Annotated in this window: 25 protein-coding genes; 10 read left to right on the forward strand and 15 right to left on the reverse strand. The window is 73.1% G+C overall.

Annotated elements, in window-relative coordinates; all coding sequences use genetic code 11:
• Positions 1-454: 454 nt before the first annotated feature.
• Complete coding sequence (locus tag ABZY31_RS20435; protein ID WP_356412337.1) at positions 455-865, reverse strand: Imm10 family immunity protein; 411 nt, start codon at positions 863-865, stop codon at positions 455-457.
• Positions 866-1267: 402 nt separating this feature from the next.
• On the opposite strand from ABZY31_RS20435, the gene ABZY31_RS20440 reads away from it, so the two are divergent.
• Entirely contained in the window at positions 1268-1882 is a 615-nt protein-coding gene (locus ABZY31_RS20440) for a PadR family transcriptional regulator (RefSeq protein ID WP_356412339.1), read from the forward strand.
• An 86-nt stretch (positions 1883-1968) separates the two neighbouring features.
• Here the strand turns inward: ABZY31_RS20440 and ABZY31_RS20445 are convergent, their stop codons facing one another.
• Positions 1969-2400, reverse strand: coding sequence for an SRPBCC family protein (locus ABZY31_RS20445; protein ID WP_356412341.1), 432 nt, complete (start codon positions 2398-2400; stop codon positions 1969-1971).
• Positions 2401-2539: 139 nt separating this feature from the next.
• On the opposite strand from ABZY31_RS20445, the gene ABZY31_RS20450 reads away from it, so the two are divergent.
• Together ABZY31_RS20450 and ABZY31_RS20455 are read left to right on the forward strand one after the other, a co-directional pair.
• Complete coding sequence (locus tag ABZY31_RS20450; RefSeq protein WP_356412343.1) at positions 2540-3574, forward strand: DMT family transporter; 1035 nt, start codon at positions 2540-2542, stop codon at positions 3572-3574.
• Between the two features lie 206 nt (positions 3575-3780).
• A complete protein-coding gene (locus tag ABZY31_RS20455) occupies positions 3781-4815 on the forward strand; it encodes an EamA family transporter (RefSeq protein WP_356412345.1) in 1035 nt (344 codons plus the stop codon).
• Here the strand turns inward: ABZY31_RS20455 and ABZY31_RS20460 are convergent.
• On the reverse strand, positions 4797-5486 hold the full coding sequence (locus tag ABZY31_RS20460) for a pyridoxamine 5'-phosphate oxidase family protein (protein WP_356412347.1): 690 nt from the start codon (positions 5484-5486) through the stop codon (positions 4797-4799). The genes ABZY31_RS20455 and ABZY31_RS20460 overlap by 19 nt on opposite strands.
• 37 nt (positions 5487-5523) lie before the next feature.
• Here ABZY31_RS20460 and ABZY31_RS20465 point away from each other — a divergent pair, with 37 nt between their 5' ends.
• Complete coding sequence (locus ABZY31_RS20465; protein WP_356412349.1) at positions 5524-6855, forward strand: aminotransferase class I/II-fold pyridoxal phosphate-dependent enzyme; 1332 nt, start codon at positions 5524-5526, stop codon at positions 6853-6855.
• Positions 6856-6992: 137 nt separating this feature from the next.
• Here ABZY31_RS20465 and ABZY31_RS20470 read toward each other — a convergent pair whose 3' ends face one another.
• Positions 6993-7973: a DMT family transporter gene (locus ABZY31_RS20470; protein ID WP_356412351.1), complete on the reverse strand. Its 981-nt coding sequence runs from the start codon at positions 7971-7973 to the stop codon at positions 6993-6995.
• A 74-nt stretch (positions 7974-8047) separates the two neighbouring features.
• Here ABZY31_RS20470 and ABZY31_RS20475 point away from each other — a divergent pair, with 74 nt between their 5' ends.
• Positions 8048-8947 carry a LysR family transcriptional regulator gene (locus ABZY31_RS20475; protein ID WP_356412353.1) on the forward strand — a complete coding sequence of 300 codons (900 nt, stop codon included), beginning with the start codon at positions 8048-8050 and terminating at the stop codon, positions 8945-8947.
• 29 nt (positions 8948-8976) lie between these two features.
• Here ABZY31_RS20475 and ABZY31_RS20480 read toward each other — a convergent pair whose 3' ends face one another.
• A complete protein-coding gene (locus tag ABZY31_RS20480; RefSeq protein ID WP_356412355.1) occupies positions 8977-9435 on the reverse strand; it encodes a pyridoxamine 5'-phosphate oxidase family protein in 459 nt (152 codons plus the stop codon).
• 76 nt (positions 9436-9511) lie between these two features.
• Between ABZY31_RS20480 and ABZY31_RS20485 the strand changes: the two genes are divergently transcribed.
• Positions 9512-10156, forward strand: coding sequence for a cysteine hydrolase (locus tag ABZY31_RS20485; protein ID WP_356412357.1), 645 nt, complete (start codon positions 9512-9514; stop codon positions 10154-10156).
• A 51-nt stretch (positions 10157-10207) separates the two neighbouring features.
• Here the strand turns inward: ABZY31_RS20485 and ABZY31_RS20490 are convergent, their stop codons facing one another.
• The 4 genes from ABZY31_RS20490 to ABZY31_RS20505 all read right to left on the reverse strand — a co-directional run bounded on the left by ABZY31_RS20490 (position 10208) and on the right by ABZY31_RS20505 (position 12493).
• Positions 10208-10591, reverse strand: a complete 384-nt coding sequence (locus ABZY31_RS20490) for a hypothetical protein (protein ID WP_356412359.1) — start codon at positions 10589-10591, stop codon at positions 10208-10210.
• Positions 10592-10949: 358 nt separating this feature from the next.
• Positions 10950-11867: a MurR/RpiR family transcriptional regulator gene (locus ABZY31_RS20495; protein ID WP_356412361.1), complete on the reverse strand. Its 918-nt coding sequence runs from the start codon at positions 11865-11867 to the stop codon at positions 10950-10952.
• An 87-nt stretch (positions 11868-11954) separates the two neighbouring features.
• Positions 11955-12317 (reverse strand): DUF4190 domain-containing protein, encoded by a 363-nt coding sequence (locus tag ABZY31_RS20500; RefSeq protein ID WP_356412363.1) that lies wholly within the window; start codon positions 12315-12317, stop codon positions 11955-11957.
• Positions 12314-12493 carry a hypothetical protein gene (locus tag ABZY31_RS20505; RefSeq protein WP_356412365.1) on the reverse strand — a complete coding sequence of 60 codons (180 nt, stop codon included), beginning with the start codon at positions 12491-12493 and terminating at the stop codon, positions 12314-12316. The genes ABZY31_RS20500 and ABZY31_RS20505 overlap by 4 nt, the downstream gene beginning before the upstream one ends.
• 105 nt (positions 12494-12598) lie before the next feature.
• On the opposite strand from ABZY31_RS20505, the gene ABZY31_RS20510 reads away from it, so the two are divergent.
• On the forward strand, positions 12599-13234 hold the full coding sequence (locus ABZY31_RS20510) for a TetR family transcriptional regulator (RefSeq protein WP_356412366.1): 636 nt from the start codon (positions 12599-12601) through the stop codon (positions 13232-13234).
• Here the strand turns inward: ABZY31_RS20510 and ABZY31_RS20515 are convergent.
• The gene (locus ABZY31_RS20515; RefSeq protein ID WP_356412368.1) at positions 13221-14417 is read right to left on the reverse strand and encodes a cytochrome P450; all 1197 of its coding nucleotides are present in this window, start codon (positions 14415-14417) and stop codon (positions 13221-13223) included. The genes ABZY31_RS20510 and ABZY31_RS20515 overlap by 14 nt on opposite strands.
• Before the next feature lie 174 nt (positions 14418-14591).
• Positions 14592-14813 (reverse strand): DUF6243 family protein, encoded by a 222-nt coding sequence (locus tag ABZY31_RS20520; RefSeq protein ID WP_356412370.1) that lies wholly within the window; start codon positions 14811-14813, stop codon positions 14592-14594.
• 143 nt (positions 14814-14956) lie between these two features.
• Between ABZY31_RS20520 and ABZY31_RS20525 the strand changes: the two genes are divergently transcribed.
• Entirely contained in the window at positions 14957-16246 is a 1290-nt protein-coding gene (locus ABZY31_RS20525; protein WP_356412372.1) for a low temperature requirement protein A, read from the forward strand.
• A gap of 57 nt (positions 16247-16303) precedes the next feature.
• Here the strand turns inward: ABZY31_RS20525 and ABZY31_RS20530 are convergent, their stop codons facing one another.
• From ABZY31_RS20530 to ABZY31_RS20545, 4 genes are read right to left on the reverse strand one after another with little or no spacing between them, the layout of a single operon-like run.
• Positions 16304-17035, reverse strand: a complete 732-nt coding sequence (locus ABZY31_RS20530) for a hypothetical protein (RefSeq protein WP_356412374.1) — start codon at positions 17033-17035, stop codon at positions 16304-16306.
• Positions 17028-21758: a putative T7SS-secreted protein gene (locus ABZY31_RS20535; RefSeq protein WP_356412376.1), complete on the reverse strand. Its 4731-nt coding sequence runs from the start codon at positions 21756-21758 to the stop codon at positions 17028-17030. The genes ABZY31_RS20530 and ABZY31_RS20535 overlap by 8 nt, the downstream gene beginning before the upstream one ends.
• Positions 21758-22315, reverse strand: a complete 558-nt coding sequence (locus tag ABZY31_RS20540) for a hypothetical protein (RefSeq protein WP_356412378.1) — start codon at positions 22313-22315, stop codon at positions 21758-21760. The genes ABZY31_RS20535 and ABZY31_RS20540 overlap by 1 nt, the downstream gene beginning before the upstream one ends.
• A complete protein-coding gene (locus tag ABZY31_RS20545; protein WP_356412380.1) occupies positions 22315-22752 on the reverse strand; it encodes an SseB family protein in 438 nt (145 codons plus the stop codon). Before ABZY31_RS20545 ends, ABZY31_RS20540 begins: the two co-directional genes overlap by 1 nt.
• Before the next feature lie 178 nt (positions 22753-22930).
• Between ABZY31_RS20545 and ABZY31_RS20550 the strand changes: the two genes are divergently transcribed.
• The gene (locus tag ABZY31_RS20550; RefSeq protein WP_356412382.1) at positions 22931-23770 is read left to right on the forward strand and encodes a HipA family kinase; all 840 of its coding nucleotides are present in this window, start codon (positions 22931-22933) and stop codon (positions 23768-23770) included.
• Entirely contained in the window at positions 23767-24150 is a 384-nt protein-coding gene (locus ABZY31_RS20555; protein ID WP_356412384.1) for a DUF3037 domain-containing protein, read from the forward strand. The genes ABZY31_RS20550 and ABZY31_RS20555 overlap by 4 nt, the downstream gene beginning before the upstream one ends.
• The last annotated feature ends 170 nt before the right edge of the window (positions 24151-24320 follow it).

Consider the following 24320-nt stretch of genomic DNA (forward strand, 5'->3'; position numbering starts at 1 on the left):
AAGAAGACCGTCGCTGCATAGCCTGCGAAAAACCTCTGCCCCCCGGCTCTCGATCGCACCGCCAGACGTGCTCAGCGGCCTGCCGGCAGCACACCCGCCGCTGGAGTCGACTCAATTCGCCCGAACAGTTCCTCCGCTCGCCGGCCGAGACCTGTGAGTTCTGCGAGGACCCGCTCCCGAAAGCGAAGCCGAGTGCTGGCCAGCGGCGCTGGTGCTCGGGTCGTTGCAGGCAACGAGCTCACCGAGGACTCGACCCAGCTCCTTACAGGATCCGGACCTGCGAGCACTGTCAGGACCCCGTCGAGAGGGACAGTTTCGGACGAGCCCGACAATGGTGCTCAAGGAGCTGCCGGGAGAAAGCCCAGCGCCGCCGTCGCAAACTTGCTGTTGGCGGCAGCTAAGCGCGGGTCCTCATCTTCGCCTTCATGCCTGGGCAGTCGGCGGGGACAGCGGCTCAGATGGCGAGGCGGCCGGGCACAGCGTCCGCGCGCCCGTAGTTGAGCACCTGCGCAAGGACTTCGCGGAACTGGACGACGTCTTCGGCTGGTGCTTCGATGACGGCCTCGATCTCGCTGTCATCCAATCGCAGGTCTTCCAGAGCGTCGGGGTCCAGTGAGACGTGGAGGACGTTGCCCGTCAGAACGGCTTCACGCACACATCCGTATGCGGTCCCCTGGCCGGCTGTGACCAGGCAGTGCGTGTCCATCCCCAGAGCTATCTCCTGGACGTCGGGATCGTCCTCACCCGCCATGAACATCAGGATGAAGCCGCTGCCATCCTCTCGCTCGGCAAGCGCTGCTTCAGTGAAGTAGCCGTCGGGATCGATCTCGGTTCTGGCGGCGCGGGCGGTGAATCGGTACGTCATGACGGCGTTCTATCAGTGCGTCTCTCTGAGCTTCCAGACAGGGGGCAAGACTGAGTAGAGGAATGGGCGGAAAGTGCGTCACCACCGTCACCCCAACAAGGATCCGCAGGTCAAGGTGCTGGTGCGGGTCTGAGACTGCGTCACCCAGAATCGCTCGACAGAGCAGATTCACTGAGACGAACAGCCGACGCGGCACATTCGCTGAGACGAAGCAGGATCCGAGCACCTTCGTTGAGACCTGAGCAACCTTCGCTGAGACAGGTCATCAGGGGTGTTGTTGCAGCGTTCCCGAAAGAACGCTCCCGATATATCGTTGACACATCGCGAGCGATCAGCGATCGTAGTGGTGTCGGACAGCGACAGCGGTATATCCGAGGAAATGCAGACGAAAGGAGCGCAGCCATGCGTTCACATGGACACGAACACGGTCACGGACACGGTCACGGTCGTGGGCACGGACACTGCGGGCCGGACCGTCAGGGGGACTTCGAGGGCCGGCGCGCCGCCTTCGGCCCGTTCGGGCCGCCGTTCGGCGGGCCCTTCGGCGGGCGCGGCGGGCGGGGCGGACCGCACCGGCGGGCCCGGCGGGGCGATGTCAGGGCGTCGATCCTGGCGCTGCTCGCCGACCGGCCGATGCACGGCTACGAGATGATCCAGGAGATTGGCGAGCGCAGCGGCGGGGCCTGGAAGCCCAGCCCCGGTTCCGTCTACCCGACCCTCCAGATGCTGGAGGACGAGGGGCTGATCACCAGCGTCAGCGAGGGCGGCAAGAAGCTGTTCACGCTCACCGACGCGGGCCGCACCGAGGCCGAGGCGGGCCCTTCGGCCCCGTGGGAAGAGGCCGGGCGCGGATTCGACCGCGAGGCGATGGACGAGATCCGTACGGCCGGGTTCGGCCTGATGGAGGCCTTCGGCCAGGTCTGGAAGACCGGCTCGTCCGAGCAGCGGGAGAAGGCCGTCGCGGTCATCAACGAGGCCCGCAAGAAGCTCTACCTGATCCTTGCCGGCGAGCACTGAGTACCGACGGCCGACAGGTCCGGCGCCCCGCGCGCGATGAACGTCCCTGACGTCATCGCGCGCGGGGCGCTTCGGCACGGGTGGGGTCAGGCGGCCACGAGGGCGGCCAGCTTGCGCAGGGACTCGTTCAGCGCGGCGGTGGCCGAGTCCTTCAGCTTGCCCGCCATGAGCGAGACGGCCGCGCCCTGGAAGTCGCCGTCTATGCGCACGGTGGTCGCGTCCCCGTCGGGGACCAGGGTGTAGCGGGTGCCGACGATCACGCCCATGGGGCCCTTGCCGCGGATGGCGAAGACGCGCTCGGTCTCCAGTTCCTCGATGGTCCAGACGACCTCGGCCGGGAAGCCCATCATCTTCATGTTCTCGGCGAAGGTGGATCCGACGGCCAGCGTCTGCGGACCGCCCTTGGGGAATCCGGTGTGGGTCGCGCTCCACTCGCCGTACGCGTCCCAGTCCGTGAGCTGCGACCAGAGCGCGGAGGCGGAGGCCTCGATGCGTGATTCCGCGGTGACTTCGGCCATGGGACCGCCCCTTCTCGTCGGCTGTGTCCGGCGGAAGGTAGCCCCGGCGACCGGAACATTCAAGGCTGACGGCCAGTCAGGAAATCTCAACAGGCGTCACGCTCGTGACGGTCCTGACGACGGCTGTCATGATGTGCCGATGCAAGCGTCAGGGAGAAATGCCGGACTGGGCCTCGCCCTCGTCTCGGCGTGCGCGTTCGGTGGTTCCGGGGTGGCGGCGAAGCCGCTGATCGAGGCGGGTCTGGACCCGTTGCACGTGGTCTGGCTGAGGGTGGCCGGGGCGGCGCTCGTGCTGTCTCCGCTGGCCTGGCGCCACCGTGGGCTGTTGCTCCGCAAACCCGCGCTGCTCGCCGGCTTCGGCCTGGTGGCCGTGGCCGGGGTGCAGGCCTTCTACTTCGCCTCCCTGTCCCGGATTCCGGTCGGCGTGGCCCTGTTGCTGGAGTACCTCGGCCCCGCGCTGCTCCTCGGCTGGATCCGTTTCGTGCAGCGCAAGCCGGTGACCCGGGCGGCCGCCGCCGGGGCCGCCGTGGCCGTGGTCGGACTGGCCTGCGTGGTCGAAATCTGGGCCGGGCTGCGGCTCGACCTGCTCGGCGTGCTGCTCGGGGTGGCCGCCGCCTGCTGCCAGGCCTTTTACTTCGTCCTGGCCGACCAGGGTGCGGACGGCGAGGACGCGCCGGATCCGCTCGGCGTGATCGCGTACGGCATGATCATCGGAACCCTTTTGATGACGGTGATCGCCCGTCCCTGGGAGATGGAGTGGGGGATCCTCGGCCGCGACGCGGCGGTGGGCGACCTCCTCGTCCCCGCGGCGGTGCTCATCGGCTGGGTGGTGCTGATCGCGACCGTCGCCGCCTATCTCACCGGCGTGGTGTCGGTGCGGATGCTCTCGCCGCAGGTCGCGGGCGTGGTCGCCTGCCTCGAAGCGGTCGTGGCCACCGTGCTCGCGTGGGTGCTTCTCGGGGAGCACCTCTCGACCCCGCAGGTCATCGGCGGCGCTCTGGTGCTGGGCGGCGCCTTCATCGCACAGACCTCGCGGCCCGCCCCGCCCGCACCGCCCGCCCCGCCGGAGGTCCCGGACCCGGCGGCCCTGGGCCCGGGCGCGCTGGACCGGGGGGCATTGGAGCGCGGGGCGCTGGAGCACGGCGCGCTGGACCGGACGGCGACGACGGCCTAGTGCCGGGCGCCGTGACTTGGTGAAACTTTCCGGTCGCGGCGCTAAGCTCGCGGCATGCCGATGACCGTGCTTCCGCCTCCCGCCGCCTGACGCGGGCGGCCTCGCCTCCCTGCGCGACCGAACCGTGCCCGGAGTCCCCGGGCGGTTCCGTGCTGCCCGCGAAGCGATGACCTTTTCCCTCATCCTTCACGTCACGCGGAGCACACGTGTCGCAGCATTCGAAGCACCTGTACCTCGTCGTCGCCGGAGCCGCCTGGGGCACCGCCGGGGCGGCCGCCTCCCTCCTCTTCCTGGCCAGCGACCTCGGCCCGCTCTCCCTGTCCTTCTGGCGCTGCGCGGGCGCCCTCGTCCTGCTGCTCTGCGCACTGGCCGTCCGCCGTCCGCGGCGCCGCCGCGCGGAGGTCGCGTCCCGGCCCCCGGTGGTCTCGCTGATCGGTACCGGGCTGCTCTTCACCCTGTTCCAGGCCGCCTACTTCGCCGCGGTGCGCGAGACCGGGCTCGCGGTGGGCACGGTCGTCACCCTGGGCGCGGGACCGGTGCTCATCGCGCTGGGGGCGCGGTACTGGATGGGCGAGCGGCTCGGGCGGGGCGGGGCGGCCGCCGTCTGCGGGGCGCTGGCGGGGCTCGCCGCCCTGACGCTGGGCGGCGGGGGCGCCGAGGTACGGCCCGCCGGGGTGGGCTGGGCGCTGCTCTCGGCGGGCGGGTACGCGGCGATGACCCTGCGGACGCGTTCCCTCGGGCGGCGCGGGGCGGGCGGGGATCCGCTGGTGACCACCGCGTGGTCGCTGGCGGTGGGGACCGTCTGCCTGCTGCCGCTCGCGGCCCTGGAAGGGCTGCTTCCGCACACCGCGCAGCCCGGCCGGGTGCTGTGGCTGCTGGTGTACGTGGCGACGGTGCCGACCGCGCTCGCGTACGTCCTCTACTTCACCGGCGCCGCGGCGGTGCGGGCCGCCACCGTGTCCGTGATCATGCTGATCGAGCCGGTGAGCGCGGCGGTGATCGCGGTGCTGGTGCTGGGGGAGCGGCTGACCGGTCCGGTGGTGCTCGGCACGGTGCTCCTGCTGACGGCGGTCCTCGCGCTGATCGTCGCGGAGGGCCGCCGTCCGGCGGAGAGCGGCGCCGCCCAGGCGGGCGCCACCGGAGCCGAAGCCGGGAGCGGAGCTGCGGCCGGCGGAGCCGCGGGCGGCGGGGCGGGCGGGCCCGAGGTGGGGCCCGTACCCGTTCAGAGCGCCGCGAGGTAGTCCGGTACGCCGATTCCGGGGGCCAGGTCGGCCGCCGGGACGGGGGCGCCGTAGGCCCGGGCGACCGGGACCACGCCCGTCCAGAACGGCAGGCCGAGGTCTTCGGCCTCGTCGTTGGGGCCGCCGGTGCGGAGCTTGGCGGAGACCTGTTCGAGGTCGAGGCGGATGACGGCGGTGGCCGCCAGCTCCTTGGCGTTCGCCGGACGGGAATCCGCCGAGCGGCCCGCCACCACCTGGTCGACGAGGGCGTCGAGGGCGGTGCGGCGCTCGGCTTCGTCGGTGACCTCGTACGCCGTGCCGTGCACCACGACCGAGCGGTAGTTGATCGAGTGGTGGAAGGCCGACCGGGCGAGCACCAGCCCGTCGAGGTGCGTGACGGTGACGCAGACCGGCAGGCCCGGGTCGGCCTTGCCCGCGGCGAGCAGCGGGCGCGAACCGGTGGAACCGTGGAGGTAGAGGGCCTCGCCGACCCGGCCGTAGAGGGTCGGCAGGACCACCGGCGTGCCGTCGCGGACGAAGCCGAGGTGGCAGACGTAGCCCTCGTCGAGGATCGCGTGCACCGTCTCGCGGTCGTAGCGGGCGCGGTCGCGCGAGCGGGACGGGACGGTCAGGTCGGTGGGCTCGTAGGCGCCGGGCGCGGGGATCCGCGGGGCGGTGGGCGTGGCGGTCATGATGCGGACTCCATTGCACTAGTGCATACTGTTTTTTGTGCTAGGAGAATACGTGATCGTGGGACGTCGTGCATCTGAGATCGCGGCCAGCGTCGAGGCGGGCGTGGCCGCGGGCCGGCTGGCGCCCGGCGCCCTGCTGCCGCCGATGCGGGAACTGGCGGGGGAGCTGGGGGTCAATCCGAACACCGTCGCCGCCGCCTACCGGACCCTGCGCGACCGCGGGGTCATCGAGACGGACGGGCGGCGCGGCAGCCGGGTGCGGGCCCGCCCCGCCAGCACCCCGCGAGACGCCCTGCGGGTTGCGGTGCCGCCCGGCGGGCGGGACCTGGCCAGCGGAAACCCCGACCCGGCCGTGCTGCCCGACCTGACCGCAGCGCTGGCGGCGGCCGCCCGGCGCTACGCGCGGGCGCCCACCCGGTACGGCGACGACCCCGTCGTCCCCGAGCTGGCCCGGCTCGCCCGGGCCGGGCTCGACGCCGACGGCGTACCGGCCGGGCCCGTCGGGCTGACGGGGGGAGCGCTGGACGCGATCGAACGGGTCCTCTCGGCGCACCTGCGCCCCGGCGACGCGGTGGCCGTCGAGGACCCGGGGTGGGGCAGCGTGCTGGATCTGGTTCCGGCCCTGGGGCTGCGGATCGCGCCGGTGGCGGTGGACGACGACGGGCCGGTGCCCGAAGCCGTCGAACGGGCCCTCGCCGAGGGGGCGCGGGCCCTGGTGGTGACCGCGCGGGCGCAGAACCCCACGGGCGCGCTGCTGGGCGCGGGGCGGGCGGCCGAGCTGCGGCGGCTGCTGGCCCGCTACCCGCACGTCCTCGTGGTGGACGACGACCACGGGCACGGCATGGTGGACCTGCCGCTGGAATCCCTGGGCGGGGTCACCCGGCACTGGGCGCTGGTGCGGTCCACCGCCAAGGCCTACGGGCCGGACCTGCGGCTCGGGGTGCTCACGGGGGACCCGGTCACGGTGGACCGGGTGCTGGGGCGCCAGCGGCTGGGGCCGGGCTGGGTGAGCCGGCTGCTCCAGTACGCGGTCATCGACCTGTGGACCTCGGGGGCCGTGGACCCGCGCGTGGTGGCGCGGGCGTACGGGGAGCGCCGCGACGCTCTGGTGGCGGCGCTCGGCGAGCGGGGCGTGGCCGCGCACGGCCGCAGCGGCATGAACGCGTGGGTGCCGGTGACGGACGAGACCGGCGTGGTGACCCGGCTGCTGTCGGCGGGCTGGGCGGTGGCGCCGGGGGCGCGCTTCCGGGTGGACAGCGGGCCCGGCGTACGGATCACCGTGTCACCGGTGGCCCGGGAGGAGATCCCGGCGCTGGCCGACGCGGTGGCGGAGGCGGTGCGTCCGGCGCGGGGGGCCCGCTACGACTGAGCGGGCGGGGCCCGCTGCGGCGCGAGCGGCCGGGCTCCGCCGGGGTGCGGCCGGGCCGGGATCCGCTGCACGGCGACCGGCCGGGGTCCGGCTGGTCCGGATCCCGGCCGGTCGGCGCGCGGGCCGCCCGGCGGCGGTCAGCGGGGTGTGCGCGCGCCGGGGCGGGTCTGGGTCAGAGCTGCTCCCGCCAGGACGATCGCGGCGCCCACCGGGGTGTTCCAGTGCAGGTGTTCGCCCAGCACCAGGACGCCGGCCGTGGTCGCGATGACGGGGATGAAGTACGTGACCATCTGGGCCGTGGTCGGGCCGATCTCGGAGACCAGGCGGTACTGCATCTGCAGGGTCATCCCCGTCCCGAGGACGCCCAGGGCGATCACCGACAGGGTCGGCCACAGCGGAAAGGACGTCGGCGCGGTGGTGAACAGGGCGCTCATCGCGGCCAGTTGGAGCGTGGCGACGATCAGCTGGGCGCCGGTCAAGGCGACGGGGGAGCCGGGGACGCCGGCCAGGGTGCGCCGGACGTAGATCCAGCCGATGGGGTAGCAGAGTGCGGCCAGCAGCGCGAGGGCCGTGCCCTTCGCGTCGACTCCCGCGAAGCCCTGCCAGGCGCCGAGGACGGTCAGGACCCCGAGGAAGCCGAGGCCGAGGCCCGCGAAGCGGCGCCGGGTCGGACGGTCCTCGGAGAGGGCGACCAGGGAGAGCGCCATGCCCCACAGCGGAGAGGTGGCGTTGCAGATGCCCGCCAGGCCGGAGGGGATGCTCAGCTCGGCGTAGGCGAAGAGGGAGAAGGGGGCGCTGTTGAGCAGCAGGGCCGCCACCGAGAGGTGGGCCCAGGTCCGCAGGCCCCGGGGGAGCGGTTCGCGGCGCACGAGCAGCACGCTGACCAGGGCGAGCGCGCCGAAGAAGACCCGGCCCAGGGAGACGTGGAAGGGGGCGTACCCCTCGGTGCCCACCTTGACGAAGAGGAAGCTGAACCCCCAGACCACCGAGAGGATCGCGAAGCGGATCCGCCAGTCGAGGCCGGGGCGGGGGGTGGCGGTCGAGGTGGACGAGGGGGCGGAGGCGGTCGGGTCGGCGGAGGCGGGGAGGGCCGGGCGGGCGGGTGCGGATGCGCTCATGGAGATCACTCTGCTGGCTGCGACGTCGTAGGACAAGCGAGACTTCGTGCGCCTGACGCCGTAGCATCGCTTACATGTTGAACCTGGAGCGCCTGCGCACGCTCGACGCCCTCGCCCGCCACGGGTCGGTCAGCGGAGCCGCCGACGGCCTGCACGTCACCACCTCCGCCGTCTCCCAGCAGATGGCCAAACTGGAACGCGAGGTCGGCCAGCCCCTGTTGTCCAAGAACGGCCGCGGAGTCCGGCTCACCGACGCGGGGCGGCTCCTGGCCGACCACGCGGCGCGGATCATCTCCCAGGTGGAGCTGGCCCAGTCCGATGTGGAGGCCCGGCGCGGCTGCGCCGTCGGGGACCTGCGGATCGGCGCCTTCCCCACCGCGATGCGCGGGCTGCTGCCGGGCACCCTGCGCACGCTGCGCGCCGAACACCCCGAATTGCGGACCCGGGTGACGGAGCAGGAGCCCGAGCAGAGCATGCGCGCCGTGGTGCGCGGCGACCTCGACCTCGCGGTGGCCATCGACTGGCACAACCGGCGGATGCCGGTGCCCGCCGAACTCTCCCGCGCCCATCTGCTCGACGACTCCGTCGACATCGCCATGCCCGCGGGGCACCCGATGGCCGACCGGAGCCGGATCTCCCTCGCCGATTTCGCCGGCGACGACTGGATCTCCTGGAACGAGGGCCAGTTCTGCCACGAGTGGCTGGTCTTCACACTGCGCGGGCTGGGCGTCGAGCCGCGCATCGCGCACATCGCCGAGGAGCACCACACCCAGCTGGCATTCGTCGAAGCCGGGCTCGGGGTGTGCGTGGCCCCGCGGCTGGGGCGGGGGCCGGTGCCGGCCGGGGTGCGGCTGCTGCCGGTGTGCGACAGCCTGCGCCGGCACGTGTACGTCGTCTGGCGGGCGGACGCCGACCGGCGGCCCTCGATCCGGGCCGCCGTGTCGGCGCTGCGGGAGACCGCGGCCCTCCTCTGAACCCGCTGCGGATCGCGGGCCGCGGAGGGTCACAGCTTGCGGAAGTCCCAGGACACCACCGAGTCCGGGGTGAGGCGGATCCAGGCGTGCCGCCCGTCGTGCGGCATCTCGGTCATGCCGAAGTTCTTCACCGGGAAGAGCCGTTCGGGCTCCTCCAGTTCGGGGCACGGCTCGCCGGTGCGGGGCGCCTCGCCCACGAAGACCGCGTCGCCCGAGAGTTCGACGCCGCGCAGCTCGTCGTACTCCTCGCCCGCGTCCACGACCACCGAGAGCCGCGAGTCCTTGCGCAGGTCGGCCCAGCGGCGGCTGCGGGTGATCGAGTACAGCCACAGGGAGGCGCCGTCCCAGACGAACCAGAGGGCGCCGACGTGCGGGCGGCCGTCGGCGGAGACGGTGGCGACCCGGCAGGTGCGCTGGGTGCGCAGGAAGGCGTCCACCTCCTCCCCGGTCATCATGATCCGGCGGCCACGCCGCTGTGCGCCGTCCATCTGCCCCACGCCCCTTCACATCTGACTATGTGTCAGGAATCATGAGGGCTCTTCCGCCATCACGCCAGGGGGATGCATGTCCCAGGACGCCGCCGGCCGCGACCGGCTCAGGGCGCAACTCGCACCCGCCACCACCGCGCTGCTGACCGTCGAGTGCCAGAACGGCGTCGTCGGCGAGGACGGCGCGCTGCCCGAACTGGCCGCGCAGGCGCGGGAGTCGGGGATGCTGGGGCGGGTGGCCGCGCTGGTGGACGCCGCGCATCTGGCCGGCGTACAGGTCCTGCACGCGGTGGCCGAGCGGCGGCCGGACGGGCTCGGGGCCAACTCCAACGCGCGGCTGTTCCGGGCGGCGGACAGGCTCCCGGTGCGGCAGCTGTCCGGCACCGCGGCCGTCGAGGTCGCCGCACCCATCGAGGTGGCCGACCGGGACATCGTCGTACGCCGCCTGCACGGGCTGTCCCCCATGGCCGGGACCAGCCTGGACGCCCTGCTGCGCAACCTCGGCTGCCGCACCCTCGTCGTCACCGGGGTCTCCGCCAACGTCGCGATACCGAACACGGTCTTCGACGCCGTCAACCTCGGCTACACCGTCGTGGTCCCGGCCGACGCGATCGCCGGGGTGCCCGCCGCCTATACGCCGCAGCTGATCCGCAACTCGCTGGCGCTGGTGGCGACCGTCACCACCGCCGAGGACGTCATCGGGACGTGGGCCGGGCCCTGAGCGCGGGCCGAACGGTACGGGCGGGCCGCCCGGGGCGGGTGCGGCCCCAGGTCAGGCGCGGCGGCCGGCGCCGTGGGACAGGAGGGCGTCGCCGACCAGGCGGACCCCCCGGGCCAGGCGGCTCAGCTGCTGGAGTTCGACGGCGTACATCCTGATGGAGTTCTCGATCACGGACGCCGCCACGCCCATCGCCGGCAGTTCCGCCCGGCTGGTCTCCAGGGCGATCCGCATCGTCCGCACCTCGTGCCGCAGCTGGAGCTGTGCGTGCCGCGCGAGGAGGGCGGGGTGCCGGACCAGGGTCGGGTAGGTGCCGTACCGGGCGGGGAGCAGATCGCGCAGCCAGCGCGTCGCGGTGCGTTCCCAGTCCTGGGTGCCGGGCGCGGTGACCTGGCAGGGCCAGTCGGGGCTGTGCGTGATGGAGGCAGTCTGGCGCATTCTCGTCGCTTCCGAGTGGTGTCGAACTCTGATCGAGACGTTGCTCGGCGGCCCCGGCCCAGGGGTTGACCGGGGCCGCCGTGAGCGCTCCGGTGGATCCGAAAGCCGGGACCGGGCACGGTCGTGACGTGAGGAGGAGCCGTCACGACCGTGTCTGTTTCCGGGAGGACGTGGGGTCGCCCTCCCTGGCGTCTGGTGGATCCGGGCGCGCTGGGCAAGTAAACATATATACCGTGGAGTAAGCAAGGGAATGAAAAATTACATGCGCCGCCGTGGCTGAAAGTCATCGCCGCGCGAGAGGGTGTCGAGCCGGGCGGGACCGGCCCGAAGGGGGATGGGCGGCGCGCAGGGCGAACGGTTACAGGAAGAAACCGTGCTGGTCGGCGACCTGCTCGTAGCTTTCGAGGCGCGCCTGGGTCCGCTCGGGATCCGCGTCGGCCATCGCCTGCAGCAGGGCCGCCGAGAGCATGCCGGGCGCCGCGTAGGAGTCGAAGACGAGCCGGGAGCCGGTGCCCGCGGTCAGCGTCACGTCCGCCGCGTCCGCCAGCGGCCCCAGCGTGGGATCGGTGATGAGCGCCGTCCGCAGGCCCGCGCTCCGCGCGGCCTGGAGCGCGCCGAGGGTCTCCTTGGCGTGCCGGGGCATGGCGTAGGCCAGTACCCAGGTCCCGCCGGCCGCCCGGGACTGGAGCAGGGCGTCGTAGGCCACGCTGCCGCCGCGGGTCACCAGTCGCACGTCGGGGTGGATGCGCCGGGCGGCGTAGGCGAAGTACTCCGCCAGCGACACGGAGATCCGCAGGCCCAGCACCGTCAGCGGCACGGAGCCGGCCAGCTCGCGGCCGATGTCCAGCACCTGGTCGGTGTCGGCCAGCAGTCGGCGCAGGTGGTGCAGGTTCTCGATCTCGGCGTCCACGGCCGCCTGCAGTTCATTGTGGCGGAACTGCCCGCTGCCGGCGGGGGAGCCTGCGACCGCGCTCAGGGCGATCGGCTGGAGCGCGTCGCGCAGGGCGGGATAGCCGCTGAAGCCGAGGGAAACGGCGAAGCGGGTCACGGACGGCTGGCTGACGCCGACCCGTTCCGCCAGCTCGGTGATGGAGAGGAAGGCGGCCTCGGTGAGGTGGTCGATCAGGTACTGGGCGATGCGCCGCTGCCCCGGGGAGAGCCGGTGGCCGTCGAACAGCGCCCGGACCCGCTCGCCGGGGGCGCGCTCACGGTCGGGCGACGGGCCGCCCGGCGTGATGGCGGCGGCCTGGGCGCGTGCCTGCTGCCCGGATGACACCGGCGGGCCTCCCTCTCATGTCACTCGTCACCCAACATAGCTCACACCCTGTGCCCACCTCTCCGCTGTCCACCGCCGCGACGGACGTCAGCCGATGCTCCACGACCACGTGTGGTCCGCGCTGACCAGAAAGGCCAGGACGGCGAGGTCGGCGATGCCGAGGACCAGCCCCAGGCGGGCGCGGCCGGGGCGGGTCGTGCCGCGCAGCAGGGCGAGACCGGCGAGGACGATCGCGACCGGCCCGAGCACGAGGTTCATCACCAGGAGTCCGACCAGGCCGCAGACGAAGGAGGCGACGGCCATGGCGTCGGCGTCGCGGCGTCCGGGAGCGGGGCGGTCGGAGGCGGGAGGGCCGGGGTGGGACTCCGGTGCGGGGGGAGTGGGTTGCTCGCTGGTGGTGCTGGGGCGGGCCGGGTGGTGGTCACGGACGGAGGGCCGGAGCGCGGTCATGAGGTACCTCCCCGGCGGTCGGCGCGGTGGTGCCGACCGGTCCGCTCCCGTACGGCGAAGATCATCAGCCAGGCGGCGATCGCGGCCGTGGCGACGAGCGTGACCGTCGCCGGAACGTGCGCCACGGTCCCCAGCAGGATCCCCAAGAGCATGAGGGCCGCTACGAGGAAGAGCATCGTGCATCCTCCTTCAGATTCCTAGAATCGGTGACAGTTGTTCACTGACTACCCAGTCTAAATGATGGCAAGCGCCTCCCGCGGGTCCGGGGTTTACTTTCCGTCATGAACCAGACTGTCGGGGCCCGTCAGGCCCAACGCCTCCGCACCCGCCGCGCCTTGCTGGACGCCGCGCTCTCGCTCCTGGAGGAGCGGAGCCTCGGCAGCCTGGGCCTGCGGGAGGTGACCCGCGCGGCGGGAGTGGCGACGACGGCCTTCTACCGGCACTTCCCCGACGTCGAGGAACTCGGGATCGCGCTGGTGGACGAGGCGCTGGAGAACCTGCACGAGGGCATCTCCTCGATCTTCGACGGCTCGGGCATCGCCGCCCGACGCATCGACTCGGCGGTCGACTTGATGGCCGGACTCGTCCGCGCCTACCCCGCGCACCTGCGTTTCATCGTCCGGGAACGGCACGGCGGCGTGCGCCGGGTACGGGAAGCGGTCGCCGGCCGACTGGACGGTTTCGCCCGGGGTATGGCCGAAAACCTCGCCGCCGACCCGCTCGGCGCCGGCTGGAGCCACGAGGACCTGCTGATGCTCGCCCGCCTCTACGTCGACCACATGGTGATGACGGCGTCCGCCTACCTGGCGGCGTCCCTGGAGGGCAACGCGTGGGCTGATGTCACCGACACCGCGCGGCGCCAGCTGTGGCTGATCCACGCGGGCCGGCTCAACTGGGAGGACGTCAGGCCAGGTTGAGGGGCAGGGCGGTCAGCCCGCGGGTGAGGCGGGTACGGCGCCAGGCCAGGGATTGCTCGGGGACGGCCAGGCGCGTGTCCGGGAAGCGGGTCACCAGCATGCGCAGGGCGGCCTCCGCCTCGGCCCGGGCCAGCGGGGCCCCCGCGCAGCGGTGGATGCCGTGGCCGAAGGCGAGGTGGCCGCCGGCGTCGCGGTCGAGGTCGAGGCGGTGCGGATCGGCGAACGCCGCCGGGTCGCGGTTCGCCGCCCCGGGGGCGATGAGCACCGGGAAGCCCGCCGGGATGTCGACCCCGCCCATCCGCAGGTCCCGCGTGCTGTACCGGAAGGTGGCGACGCCCACCGGCGAGTCGAAGCGGAGGAGTTCGTCGAGGGCGCCGGGGATCAGGTCCGGATCCCGGCGCAGCCGGTCGAACGCCTCCGGGTGCCGGAGCAGGGCCAGGACGGCGTTGCCGATGAACCCGGTGGTGGTCTCGTGCCCGGCGACCAGGAGCAGGGCGGCCAGGGAGACGGCCTCGTCGCCGTCGAGGCCGCCCTCGTCGCAGTCGCGCAGGAGGGAGTGGAGCGGACCGTCGCCGGGGGTGGCGCGAGCCGCGCCGACGAGGTCGGTCAGATAGGCGCCGATCCGGTGGGACGCGGCGTCGACGCGGCCGGTGTCGGTCGCGTCGAAGAGGTCGTGGGACCACCCGGCGAGCGGGGCGCGGTCGGATTCCGGCACGCCCAGCAGCTCGCAGACGACGGTCACCGGCAGGGGTACCGCCAGCTCCGCCACCAGGTCGACCTCGCCGCCCGGCCGCCACGCGGCCGTGAGGCGGTCGACGACGCGCGTGATGTACGGGCGCAGCGCCCGTACCCGCCCGGTGGTGAACAGCGGCGTCGCCACCCGCCGTTGGCGGGTGTGCTCGGGCGGATCGCTCGCCAGCATGGTGCGGGAGAGCGCCGGGTGCAGGTCGCGGTCCGAGGGGCGGTCGGCGAAGAAGCGGGCCGTGTCCTTGGACAGGCCGGGATCGGTGAACGCCTCGCGGGCCTCGGCATACCCGGTGATCAGGTACGCGGGGCGCCCGCCGGAGCCGGTGGGGATCCGCCGCACCGGGCAGCCTTCGCGCAGCCGGTCGTAGGTGGGGTAGGGGTCGGTGAAGAACCGCGGGTCGCGCAGCGGGTCCGGGTCCTGCCGCGGGGCGCTCACGCGGTGGCGCGCAGCTGCTCGAGGTCCATGTCGTCACTCTAGTGACGCCGGACCGGTCCGGGCCGGTGCGAGGCCGTCCCGTACGGCAGCAGGGCCCGGACCGCTCATCGCGGTCCGGGCCCTGCCCCGTGCGCTCGCCGCCCCGCGGCGGCGGTGCGTCGGTCGTGTGCCGCGTCAGTCCTGCGCCGCCGCCGCGTCGTCGTCCGCCTGTCCGGCGTCCTCGCCGGTGCCCGCCTTCTCGCGCATCTTGCGCACCAGCTCCGCCTTCTGGTCGGCCGCGCCCTGGCGGTCGAGGTTGCGGTGCGGACCGTTGTTCTGCCGCTCGGCGCGGGACAGCCGCTTGCGCTGGCCGCCGCCCTGGCCCACGGGGTTGTTGATGTTCTTGCTCACGGTCATCGGTTCTCCCGGTCATGATGTGGAGTGTTCTGGAAGAACATGACAATGACGGTACCCGGTTCCGCCGACTGCGCACACCAACCCTCCCGCCGCCCCGTGAGGCGGGAGCGGTTCGAGCGGCGGCGTCGGAAATGATGGTGCGCATGAACGATCACCAGCACGCCGACGAGCCCGACGGACCCGGCGGGCGCACCCTCTCACGTCGGCTGATCCCCATGACCGGCCGGGACCCGCACGAGCACGGACGGGTCTCCTCCCCCCTGGAGCTGCTGTTCGACCTGACCTTTGTGGTCGCCGTCGGCACCGCGGCGTTCCAGTTCGCCGAAATGGTCGCCAAGGGGCACGCCGGGCAGGCCGTCATCGCGTTCGTCCTGGCCATGTTCGCGATCAGCGTCGCCTGGATCAGCTTCAGCTGGTTCGCGTCCGCCTTCGCCACCGACGACTGGCTCTACCGCGCCATGACCATGCTCCAGATGATCGGCGTCGTCGTCTTCTCGCTCGGCCTGCCCGCGATGTTCCACTCCGTCGAGGAGGGCGGCCACCTCGAACTGCGCGCCATGGTCATCGGCTACGTCGTCATGCGGATCGCGATGGTCTTCCAGTGGGGGCGCGCCGCCCGGCAGTCCCCGTCCTTCCACGACGTCGGCGTGGCCAACATCCGCTGGACGGTCATCGTCCAGGCCGGCTGGATCGTCGTGGCCTTCGTCCACATGCCGATCGCCGTCTCCTTCGTGGCGTTCGGCGTCCTGGGCGCGCTCGAACTCGTCCTGCCGGTGCTCACCCAGGGACCCGCGGGCGGCACCCCCTGGCACCCGCACCACGTCGCGGAACGGTACGGGCTCTTCGCGATCATCACGCTCGGCGAGGGCGTCGTCGGCACGGTCGCCTCCTCCGGCGACCTCCTGGGCGGCAGCGACGGCACGCACTGGACGGGGAACGCGGTCGCCGTCGTCGTCGCCGGCGTGGGTCTCACCTTCGGCATGTGGTGGACGTACTTCATGACCCCGTTCGGCGACATCCTGACGCACCGCCGCGGGCGCGGGTACCTCTTCGGCTACGGCCACATCCCCCTCTTCATCGGCATCGCCGGAGCGGGCGCGGGGCTGCACGTGGCGGGCCTGTACATGGAGCACCACGCCGAGGTCTCCGGCACGGCCGTGGTGCTCTCCCTGGCGCTCCCGGTCGGCCTCTTCCTCGTCATGGTCTACGCCCTGCACACCCTGCTGCTGTCCGCGGCCGACGGCTTCCACCTGCTCCTGGTCTCCCTCACCCTCGCGGTGCTGCTCGCCGCCGTCCTGCTCGCCGCCGCGGGCGCGCCCATCGCGGTGTGCCTGCTCGTGGTCATGCTCGCGCCGTTCGTCACCGTGATCGGGTACGAGACGGTCGGCCACCGCCACCAGCAGCGCATGCTGGCGGAACTCGCCAGGCGTTAGGGCCCGGGCTGCGTCGCTCCGGCTGCTGCGCGGGGCCGTCGCTGCGCCTCCCCGCGGTCAGCCGGCCGCGCGGTCCAGCAGGGGGGCCGCCCAGGCCGGGAGGCCGGCCGCGTCCGGGCGGGCCGGGCGGGGGTCGGCCGTGATGCCGATCCCGCCCGCCGGGTCGCCGTACGCGAAACGGTCGGCCCACCCCAGCCAGGAGCGCACGAACAGGGCGGAGCTCCACGCCAGGGCGAGGCCGCCCCGCTGCTCCGGGGTCTCGTACCAGTAGCTGGTGAGCACCACCGCGCGGGAGACCGCCTCGTCCGTGTCGGCCGGACACGAATCGGCGCTGAGCCCGGCGGCCACGACGGACGCGGCGAAGCGGTTGTCCGCGAGCAGCCCTCCGGCGTCGCTGACGACCGCGTCCACGAGGTCCGGCGGCAGGTCCAGGGCGTACTCCTGCAGCCGCGCCAGGAGTGCGGGCAGCGCCGGATCGGCGGCCGTCTCCTGCCCCGGGACCGCCCGCAGGTCGTCCAGCAGCCCGGCGGCCTCCACGGGCCGGGCGGCCAGCAGGTGTACGCAGGCCAGCGCGCGCAGGGTCTGCCAGCGGCACAGGGTGTCCAGCAGGGCGATCCGCGAGGCGCGGAAGGCCAGCCGCACCGGCCAGTCCGCCGCCCGCACCCGCTGCCCGAGCGCCCGCAGGTCCGCGGGCACCGGGGCCGGGAAGACCAGGGCGCGGCCGGGATCGTAGGACGGCCGTGATCGGTAGCCCGGCCATTGCCGCGCCCCGGGTTCCTCGCTACTCATTGACCTCATCCGGTGTGGGGGTCCGCCACTTCGCCGCGTCTTTGCCGTCGCGCGGAGTGATGTAGTTCGAGAGGTCCTTCTCCTCGATGTGGTACGCGTGGATCATATGGTCCTGGCGGATGATCACCACCGGATTGCCGGCGGCGTCCCGCAGCCCCCGGTCGATGATGATCCGCGCTCCGGACACGTCGTCGACGTAGTTGGCCGGCGCGTGCAGCTGGCGGTTCAGGTACTTCTCCAGCTTCGCCTCGTCGCCCGCGATGCCCGACAGGTAGTGGTTCGCCTTGCCGCCCTCCGCCTCGTTGAGCTGGTGGTCGACGCCCTGCGCCGTCCGGGTGCTGTCCGAGTACGGGGCCAGCCCGAACGGGTCGCACCACTGGAGCGGGTTGTGGACGTACGCCGCCGGGTTCTGCGCCGGGGCCAGGCCCATCGGGTCCGGGCTCAGGTAGCGGGCGGTCTCGGGGTCGTAGGTGCGGAAGTAGTTGTAGTGCAGGCCCGATTCGGGGTCGAAGTACTGGCCGGGGAAACGCAGCGGGGTGTAGGCGGTGGAGTCCCGGCTCCAGGCCGTGGAGCCCCACAGGGTCGACCGGCCGCGCCAGGCGAGCGCCCCCCGTTCGTCGACGAGTTCGGTGGGTGCGCCCACCAGGTCGGTGACGATGCCGTAGAACCGCTCGTCCACCACCTCCTGGGCCGCCGTCAGGATGCGCTCGGTCTGCGCCAGCGGCCGCGCGCCCCGGTGGTCCCAGGTCAGGGCGACCGCGCGGCCGCCGTCCGCGCCGGTGGTGACCTGCTCGCACAGCAGGTTCCCGTCCCAGGTGAAGACCGTGCGCTCGGCCACGGCCAGGCCGTCGGCCGTCAGCCGCTCCTTGGCCGTGCGCCGGCCCAGCGCGTCGTACGCGTACCGCCAGCGCGTGCCGTCGGGGGTGGTCACCGCCGTGATGCGGTCGTCGGCGTCCCACTCGTAGCGCCAGGTGTCGGGCTTGCGCGAGAGCCGGGCCTTCTGCCGCAGCACGACCCGTCCCAGGGCGTCGTACTCGTGGCGCACCCGGCCCGCGGTGAGCAGCCGGGTGCCCGCGTGGACGCGGGGGCCGGTGGCGTCCTGGCCGCCGGGGTGGGAGGCGGGCCAGGAGGCGGAGGCCTGGTTGCCCGCCTCGTCGTAGGCGTACCGCTCCGTCCAGTTCTCGGCGTTCACGGCCGTCACCCGGCCGCGCCGGTCGAGGTCGAAGGTGCGCGGGCCGGCCGGCAAGTCGTCGATCCCGGTCAGCGCCCCGTCGTCCCGGTAGGTGTACCCGCGGCGCTGCAGGACGTGCTCGCCGGGGCCGGTCAGCACCTGGTCCGTCAGTCGGCCCGCCGCGTCCCGGCCGCTGTTCAGGGTGACCACGTCGCCGTAGGTACGGACGTGCTCGCGGCCCGCCGCGTCGTGGGTGAAGCCGATCCGGCGCCCCGCCGTGGTCAGGGCGTCCGGGCGGCCCGCGGCGTCGAGCGACCAGGCGGCGGTGGCACCCGTCGGCGTGGTGCGGCCGGTGCGGCGGCCCGCGGCGTCGTAGGTGTGGACGAGCCTGCGCCCGTCCACCGTCTCCTCCAGCAGCCGGCCCGACCGGTCGCGCAGCCGGGTCAGCACGCAGTCCCCGCGCGCCGCGACCGCGAGCTGGTCGAAGACGTCGTACTCGTAGGTGGTCACCGTGCCCGCGGCGTCCTTGCGGACGGTCCGGCCCAGCGCGTCGCGCTCGTAGGTGACGCGCTGCCCGAGCGCGTCGGTACGGCTGACGAGTTGGCCCGCCGCGTCGTGGGCGTACCGCAGCGTCCGGCCGTCGAAGTCCGTCTCCGCGACGAGCTGCCCCGTCGCGTCGTACACGTACTCCCAGGTCAGGCCCTGGGGGTTGCGCACCCCCGTGAGGCGCAGCTCCGCGTCGTAGGTGTACTCGTGGCGCGTGCCGTCGGCGTCGGTGCGCGCCGAGACCGCGTCGAAGTGCGTGTACTCGAAGCGCACCGGCCCGCGGCTCGAACCGTCCGTGAACGTCAGGCAGTTGCCCTCGCCGTCGTAGGTCCAGGAGCGCTCGCCGCCGCCCGGGGCGCTGTGGTGCAGCGGTTTGCCCTCCACCGACCACCGCGTGCGCGTGACCGCCCCGAGCGGGTCGCGGACGGCGGTGGTCCGCCCGAAGTCGTCGCGCTCGTACGTCGTGGTGGCGCCGAGCCGGTCGGTGACCGTGACGGGCAGCCCCGCCCCGTCGGTGCGGACGCGGGTCACCGCGCCCAGCGGGTCCGTGACCGCGGTGACGTGGCCGCGCTCGTCGTACTCCATGCGGGTGACGGACCCGTCGGGCCGGGTGACCGAGGTGCGGTTGCCGCGCTCGTCGTAGGTCTGGCGGACGACGGTGCCGTCGGGAGCGGTCACCTTCACCGGGCAGCCGAGTGCGTCGTACTCCGCCCTCGCCTCCCTGCCGTCGGGGCGGATCACCGAGACGAGCAGGCCCCGGTCGTCGTACGTGCTGTGCGTGGTGCGGCCGAGCGGGTCGGTGACCGACGTCCGCCGGCCCCGGGCGTCGTACCCGTAGCGGGTGACCGCGCCCAGCGGGTCGCTCTCGGCGACCACCCGGTAGCGCGCGTCGAACAGGTAGCGCCTGGTGTGGCCCTCGGCGGTGGTCATGCGCGTCACGCGCAGGCCGGTCGCCGCGTCCACCTCGTCGTACGCGAAGGTGAGGGCGATGTGGCCCGCCTCGCCGGCCTCCGCGACGCAGCGGTCCGCGTCGTCGTAGGCGTACGCGTAGCGGCGGCCGTTGGTGTCGGTCCAGGAGGTGATGCGGGCCCGGTCGTCGTAGGTGAGGCGCAGGGGCAGACCGGAGGAGTTGGTGATCTCGGTCAGGTGTCCTGCGGTGTAGCCGTACGCGAGGATCCGCGGGCCGCCGGCCAGGTGGAGGGCGGTGATCCGGCCGTCCGCGGTCTCGAAGCGCAGGCGCCGGCCGCCGGAGTGGGTGATGCCGAGGGGGGCGCCGTCGGCGTCGTACTCGAAGGTGATCAGGTTGCCGTTGCGGTCCTCCAGCTGAGTGATCACGGCGAGGGCGTAGGAGTCGCCGGGGGCGCGGGTGCGGGCGGGGGCGCCGGCGTCCTCGTCCGTGCCTCCGGGCGCGCCGACCGCCCGGTCGTCGGCCGTGCTCCCGGCCGGCAGGGCGAAGCGGCGGACGTGGCCCGTCGCCGGGTCGGTCAGCGTCCAGTCGCCGTCCGGGGTCCGTTCCAGCGGGTGGGGCGGGGCCGAAGCGGACACCGGGAGGACCGGCAGTCCCGGCGCCGGGTGCGGGTAGGCGACCACGAGACCGTCCTGCGTCACCAGGACGACACCCTCGGCGTCGACCTCCAGGTGCTGGTCGATCGTCGACGCCCAGCTCGGCCCGAACCAACGGCCCGCCGAATAGCCGGACTCGGCACGGCGCGTGAAGACGAGCGGGAGGGCCCCCGGCAGGACCACGTCGGTCTGCGGCAGGTACATCCGGCCGGTGGCGAGGTCGACGGGGTCGGTGTACTTGCTGGGCTTCTCCAGGTCCGGCCGCTCGCCCGGGTGCGGGCCGTGCTCGCCCAGGCCGCCCCGCCCCGGGCCCTTCTTGACGTCGTCGAGGTGATCGAGGTCCCGGAGGCCCTTGGCACCCGCGCCCAGCTCGCCCAGGCCCTTGTCGGCGAGGAGCTGGGGGATCAGCTTGCCGATGCCCTCGGCGGGGTCCTTCATGAACTCGTCCAGCATCTGCTTGCCGGCGCCCCACGGGTCGTTGACCGCGACGACCAGACCCGCGGCCGTGGAGTTCAGCTGCGTCAGGTACTCGGCGGGGTGGGTGAGGTTGTACGGGTCCGTCGGGTTCAGGGAACGCGCGAAGTTCACCATGTCGGCGGCGCCCTTGTAGACACCGCCCGCCAAGTGCGTTTTGGCGAGGGCGAGATAGTCCATGCCGTCGCCGAGCTGTTCGGCGTACGAGGGCTTCGGCGGCGCCGCGTCACGGGCCGCGCGGACCGCCGCACGGGCCGTCTCGGCGACCTCGTTGCGCTGCCTGCGCGCGTCGTCGAGCTTGTCCTGGGCGGCCTTCGCCAGGGCGGTGCCCGGATCGGTGAAGTCCTCGGGAGGCCGCGGCGGCAGCGGGTCCTTCTTCGCCTTGACCGCGTCGTTGTAGGTGTCGACCAGCTTGTTGTGGGCGGTACGGGCGTCGGTCGAGACCTTCTTCGCGTGCTCGTAGTCCGCCAGGGCCTCCTTGGCCCGGCCCTGCGCCCACTCCACCGTCTCCGCGAACCGCGCCATCGCGTCCGCGGCCTTCCCGAAGGACTGCGCCGCCTTGAACCACTGCGGAGGTTCCTTGGCCACCGACTCCCGGAAGGCGTCGGCCGTCCTGCCCTTGAGGCCGTCGGGGTCCGTCATGCCTTTGAGGCCGTTGCCGACCAGGGTGAAGGAGCGCTCGAAATCGCTCAGGTGCGCCACCTGCGTCCGTATCTCGGCGACGCTCCCGTAGACCAGCCTCTTGGGATCGTCGGTCTGCCCGAGCTCCAGCTCGGCGACGTCGGCGCCCAGTTGGTTGGCGGCCGAGCGGCTCTTGTCGCGGATCCAGTCGCCCGCGTCGTCCAGACCGACCTTGTCGGCGAGTCCGGCCACCTTGTCGCCGGTCCACTCGATGGCGTCGCCGACGTCCTCGGTGCGGTCCTCGACCCAGTCCTCGACCGAATCCGGAATGAAGTCCCCGAGCCCCATCAGCCGTTGCCCCCGTCGACCTGGTCCAGCAGGTCCTTCAACGAGCCGATCTTGCCCGTGGACGTCACCTTGTCGCCGGTGTCGGACCAGGTCTTCCCGATGTCCTTCGCGCCCTTCTCGAACGACTCGGGGCTGTAGTCCGGCTTGTAGACGTCGCCCCGGAAGATGTCACCCCAGCCCTTCTCCGCCACCTCCTCGTCGGAAGCGTGCGGATTGCCGTACGCGGCGTTCGCCACCACCTTGAAGGCGCCCTGCACGTAGTGGTCCTCCTCCCAGATCGTGCCGGCGGCGATACCGAGGGAGCGCGCGAGGACGCTGGCGTTCTGCACGAGGCTCCGTACGCCCCATTCCCAGCGCTCGCAGAATTCCTCGAAGTCCTTGGCCAGGCCCATGTGGCCCGCCTCCATCCCGGTCAGGGCCAGGGCGCTGAAGCCCGCGCCCTGCGCGGCCCCCGCGGCGTCACCGGACTCGCGCAGCTCCGCGATGGCCGCGCGCAGCCCGTCCTGGACCGCTTTGACCGCCTCGGGGGAGACGACGAGGTCCCCGTCGCCCGCCATCAGAAGGCACCCGAGCGCTCGGCGTCCACGGCGTCCACCGCGTACGCGTCGGGGACGATGCCGCAGACCGGCGGGAAGAGCATCGAACCGTCCGCGTCGGCCACGTTGACCACCACGCCCGCCGGTCCGCCGACCATCGGCACGAGGGCGTCGGTGAGCCGGGCGCCGAGGACCGAGAGGTACGCCCACTCCCGGCCGGCGTCCCCGCGCTCCGCCGCGAACCGCGCCAGGGCGTCCTCGTCGGTGAAGGCGTAGAGCCAGCGGACCCCGCCCGTGACGGCCGACATCAGACCGCTGGGCGCTCCGTCGGCGTCCCCCGTGCCCTCGGGACCGACGGCGAACGGGACCAGCAGGACGGACCGGCGGAATTCGCCCACCAGTCGCGCCGGATCACCCCCGCCCCCGCGGATCGCGGCGATCTCTGCGGTCAGTTCCACGATGCAAAACCCCCTTGGGAGGACCGGCTGCGCAGCAAGATACGCCCACCGCCCCCGAACGGTTCCGCATTCCCGGCCCGGGCCCGGTCGGACGGGACGAGGTTCCGGGAGCGAGGAGCGGGCGATGGCGCGGCACATCTCCCGGATGTGCGGGCCGGGCGCCGGATAGCCTGGGAAAATGCTCACAGAAGTGATCGCGACCCGTTACGTCACGCCCTTGCGCGAAGGCGGCTCGCTGCCCGGGATCGTCGAGGCCGACGATCTCGGCACGTACGTCATGAAGTTCACCGGTGCCGGTCAGGGGCGCAAGACCTTGGTCGCCGAGGTCATCTGCGGGCGCCTCGCCCAGCGGCTCGGGTTGCGGGTGCCGCCGCTGGTGCGGATGCAGCTCGACCCGGTGATCGGACTCGGCGAACCCGATCAGGAGGTCCAGGAGCTGCTCAAGGCCAGCGGCGGGCTCAACCTCGGGATGGACTACCTGCCCGGGTCGATCGGGTTCGACCCGCTCGCCTACCAGGTGGATCCGGCCGAGGCGGGCCGGGTGGTCTGGTTCGACGCCCTGATCAACAACGTGGACCGGTCCTGGCGCAACCCCAACATGCTGGTCTGGCACGGGGACCTGTGGCTCATCGACCACGGCGCGACCATGATCTGGCACCACAACTGGCCCACCGCCGCGGCCGCCGCGGCGAAGCCCTACAACGCCTCCGACCACGTCCTGGCCCCCGTCGGCCCGGACATCGCCGCGGCCGCCGCCGAACTGGCGCCGCTGGTCACGCGGGAGCTGCTCACCGAGGTCGCCGCCGACGTCCCGGACGAGTGGCTGGCCGGCGAGCCCGGCTTCGACTCCACCGACGCGCTGCGCCGCGCCTATGTGGACGCGCTGCTGCCGCGCGCCGCCACGATCCACGAGCGGATCACGATGGAGGCCGAGGTGAAGGCCCGCAGCGGCCCTCCCGGCTGGCTCGCCGAGCGCCTGACCCCCCTGCCCCACAAGAAGAAGAGCGACAGCCGGTGACCAAGCGGGACGTGTTCGAATACGCGCTGGTGCGCGTGGTGCCGCGGATGGAACGCGGGGAGTGCTTCAACGCCGGGGTGATCCTCTACTGCCGGGCGCACGCGTACGTCGCCGCGCGCATCCACCTCGACGAGGGCAAGCTCCTCGCCCTGGACCCCGGGGCCGACGTCGCCGGGGTGCGGGCGGCCCTGCGCGGGGTCGAGGGCCTGTGCGCGGGCGGGGCCGCCGCCGGACAGGCGGCGGGCGACGACGCCGGGCGGCGCTTCCGCTGGCTGATCGCCCCGCGCAGCACCGTCGTACAGCCGGGACCGGTGCACACCGGACTGACGGCCGACCCGGAGGCGGAGCTGGGCCGGCTGCTGGAGCTCCTCGTGCACTGACGCGGTGCGCGCCCCGCCCGGGGCGCACGGGCGCGGGCGACCCCGAGCCCTGGCCGCCCGGTGGCGTTGACACCGGGTGCCAGGGCTCCTAGCGTCTCTTCAGCCGAAGCTACTAAGCGGTTGCTCACCTTTTCGGGGGCGCCGTCGACAGGGCATTCCCAGCGCGAGGA

It is taken from the genome of Streptomyces sp. NPDC006529, assembly GCF_040611795.1.
Lineage (GTDB): Bacteria > Actinomycetota > Actinomycetes > Streptomycetales > Streptomycetaceae > Streptomyces.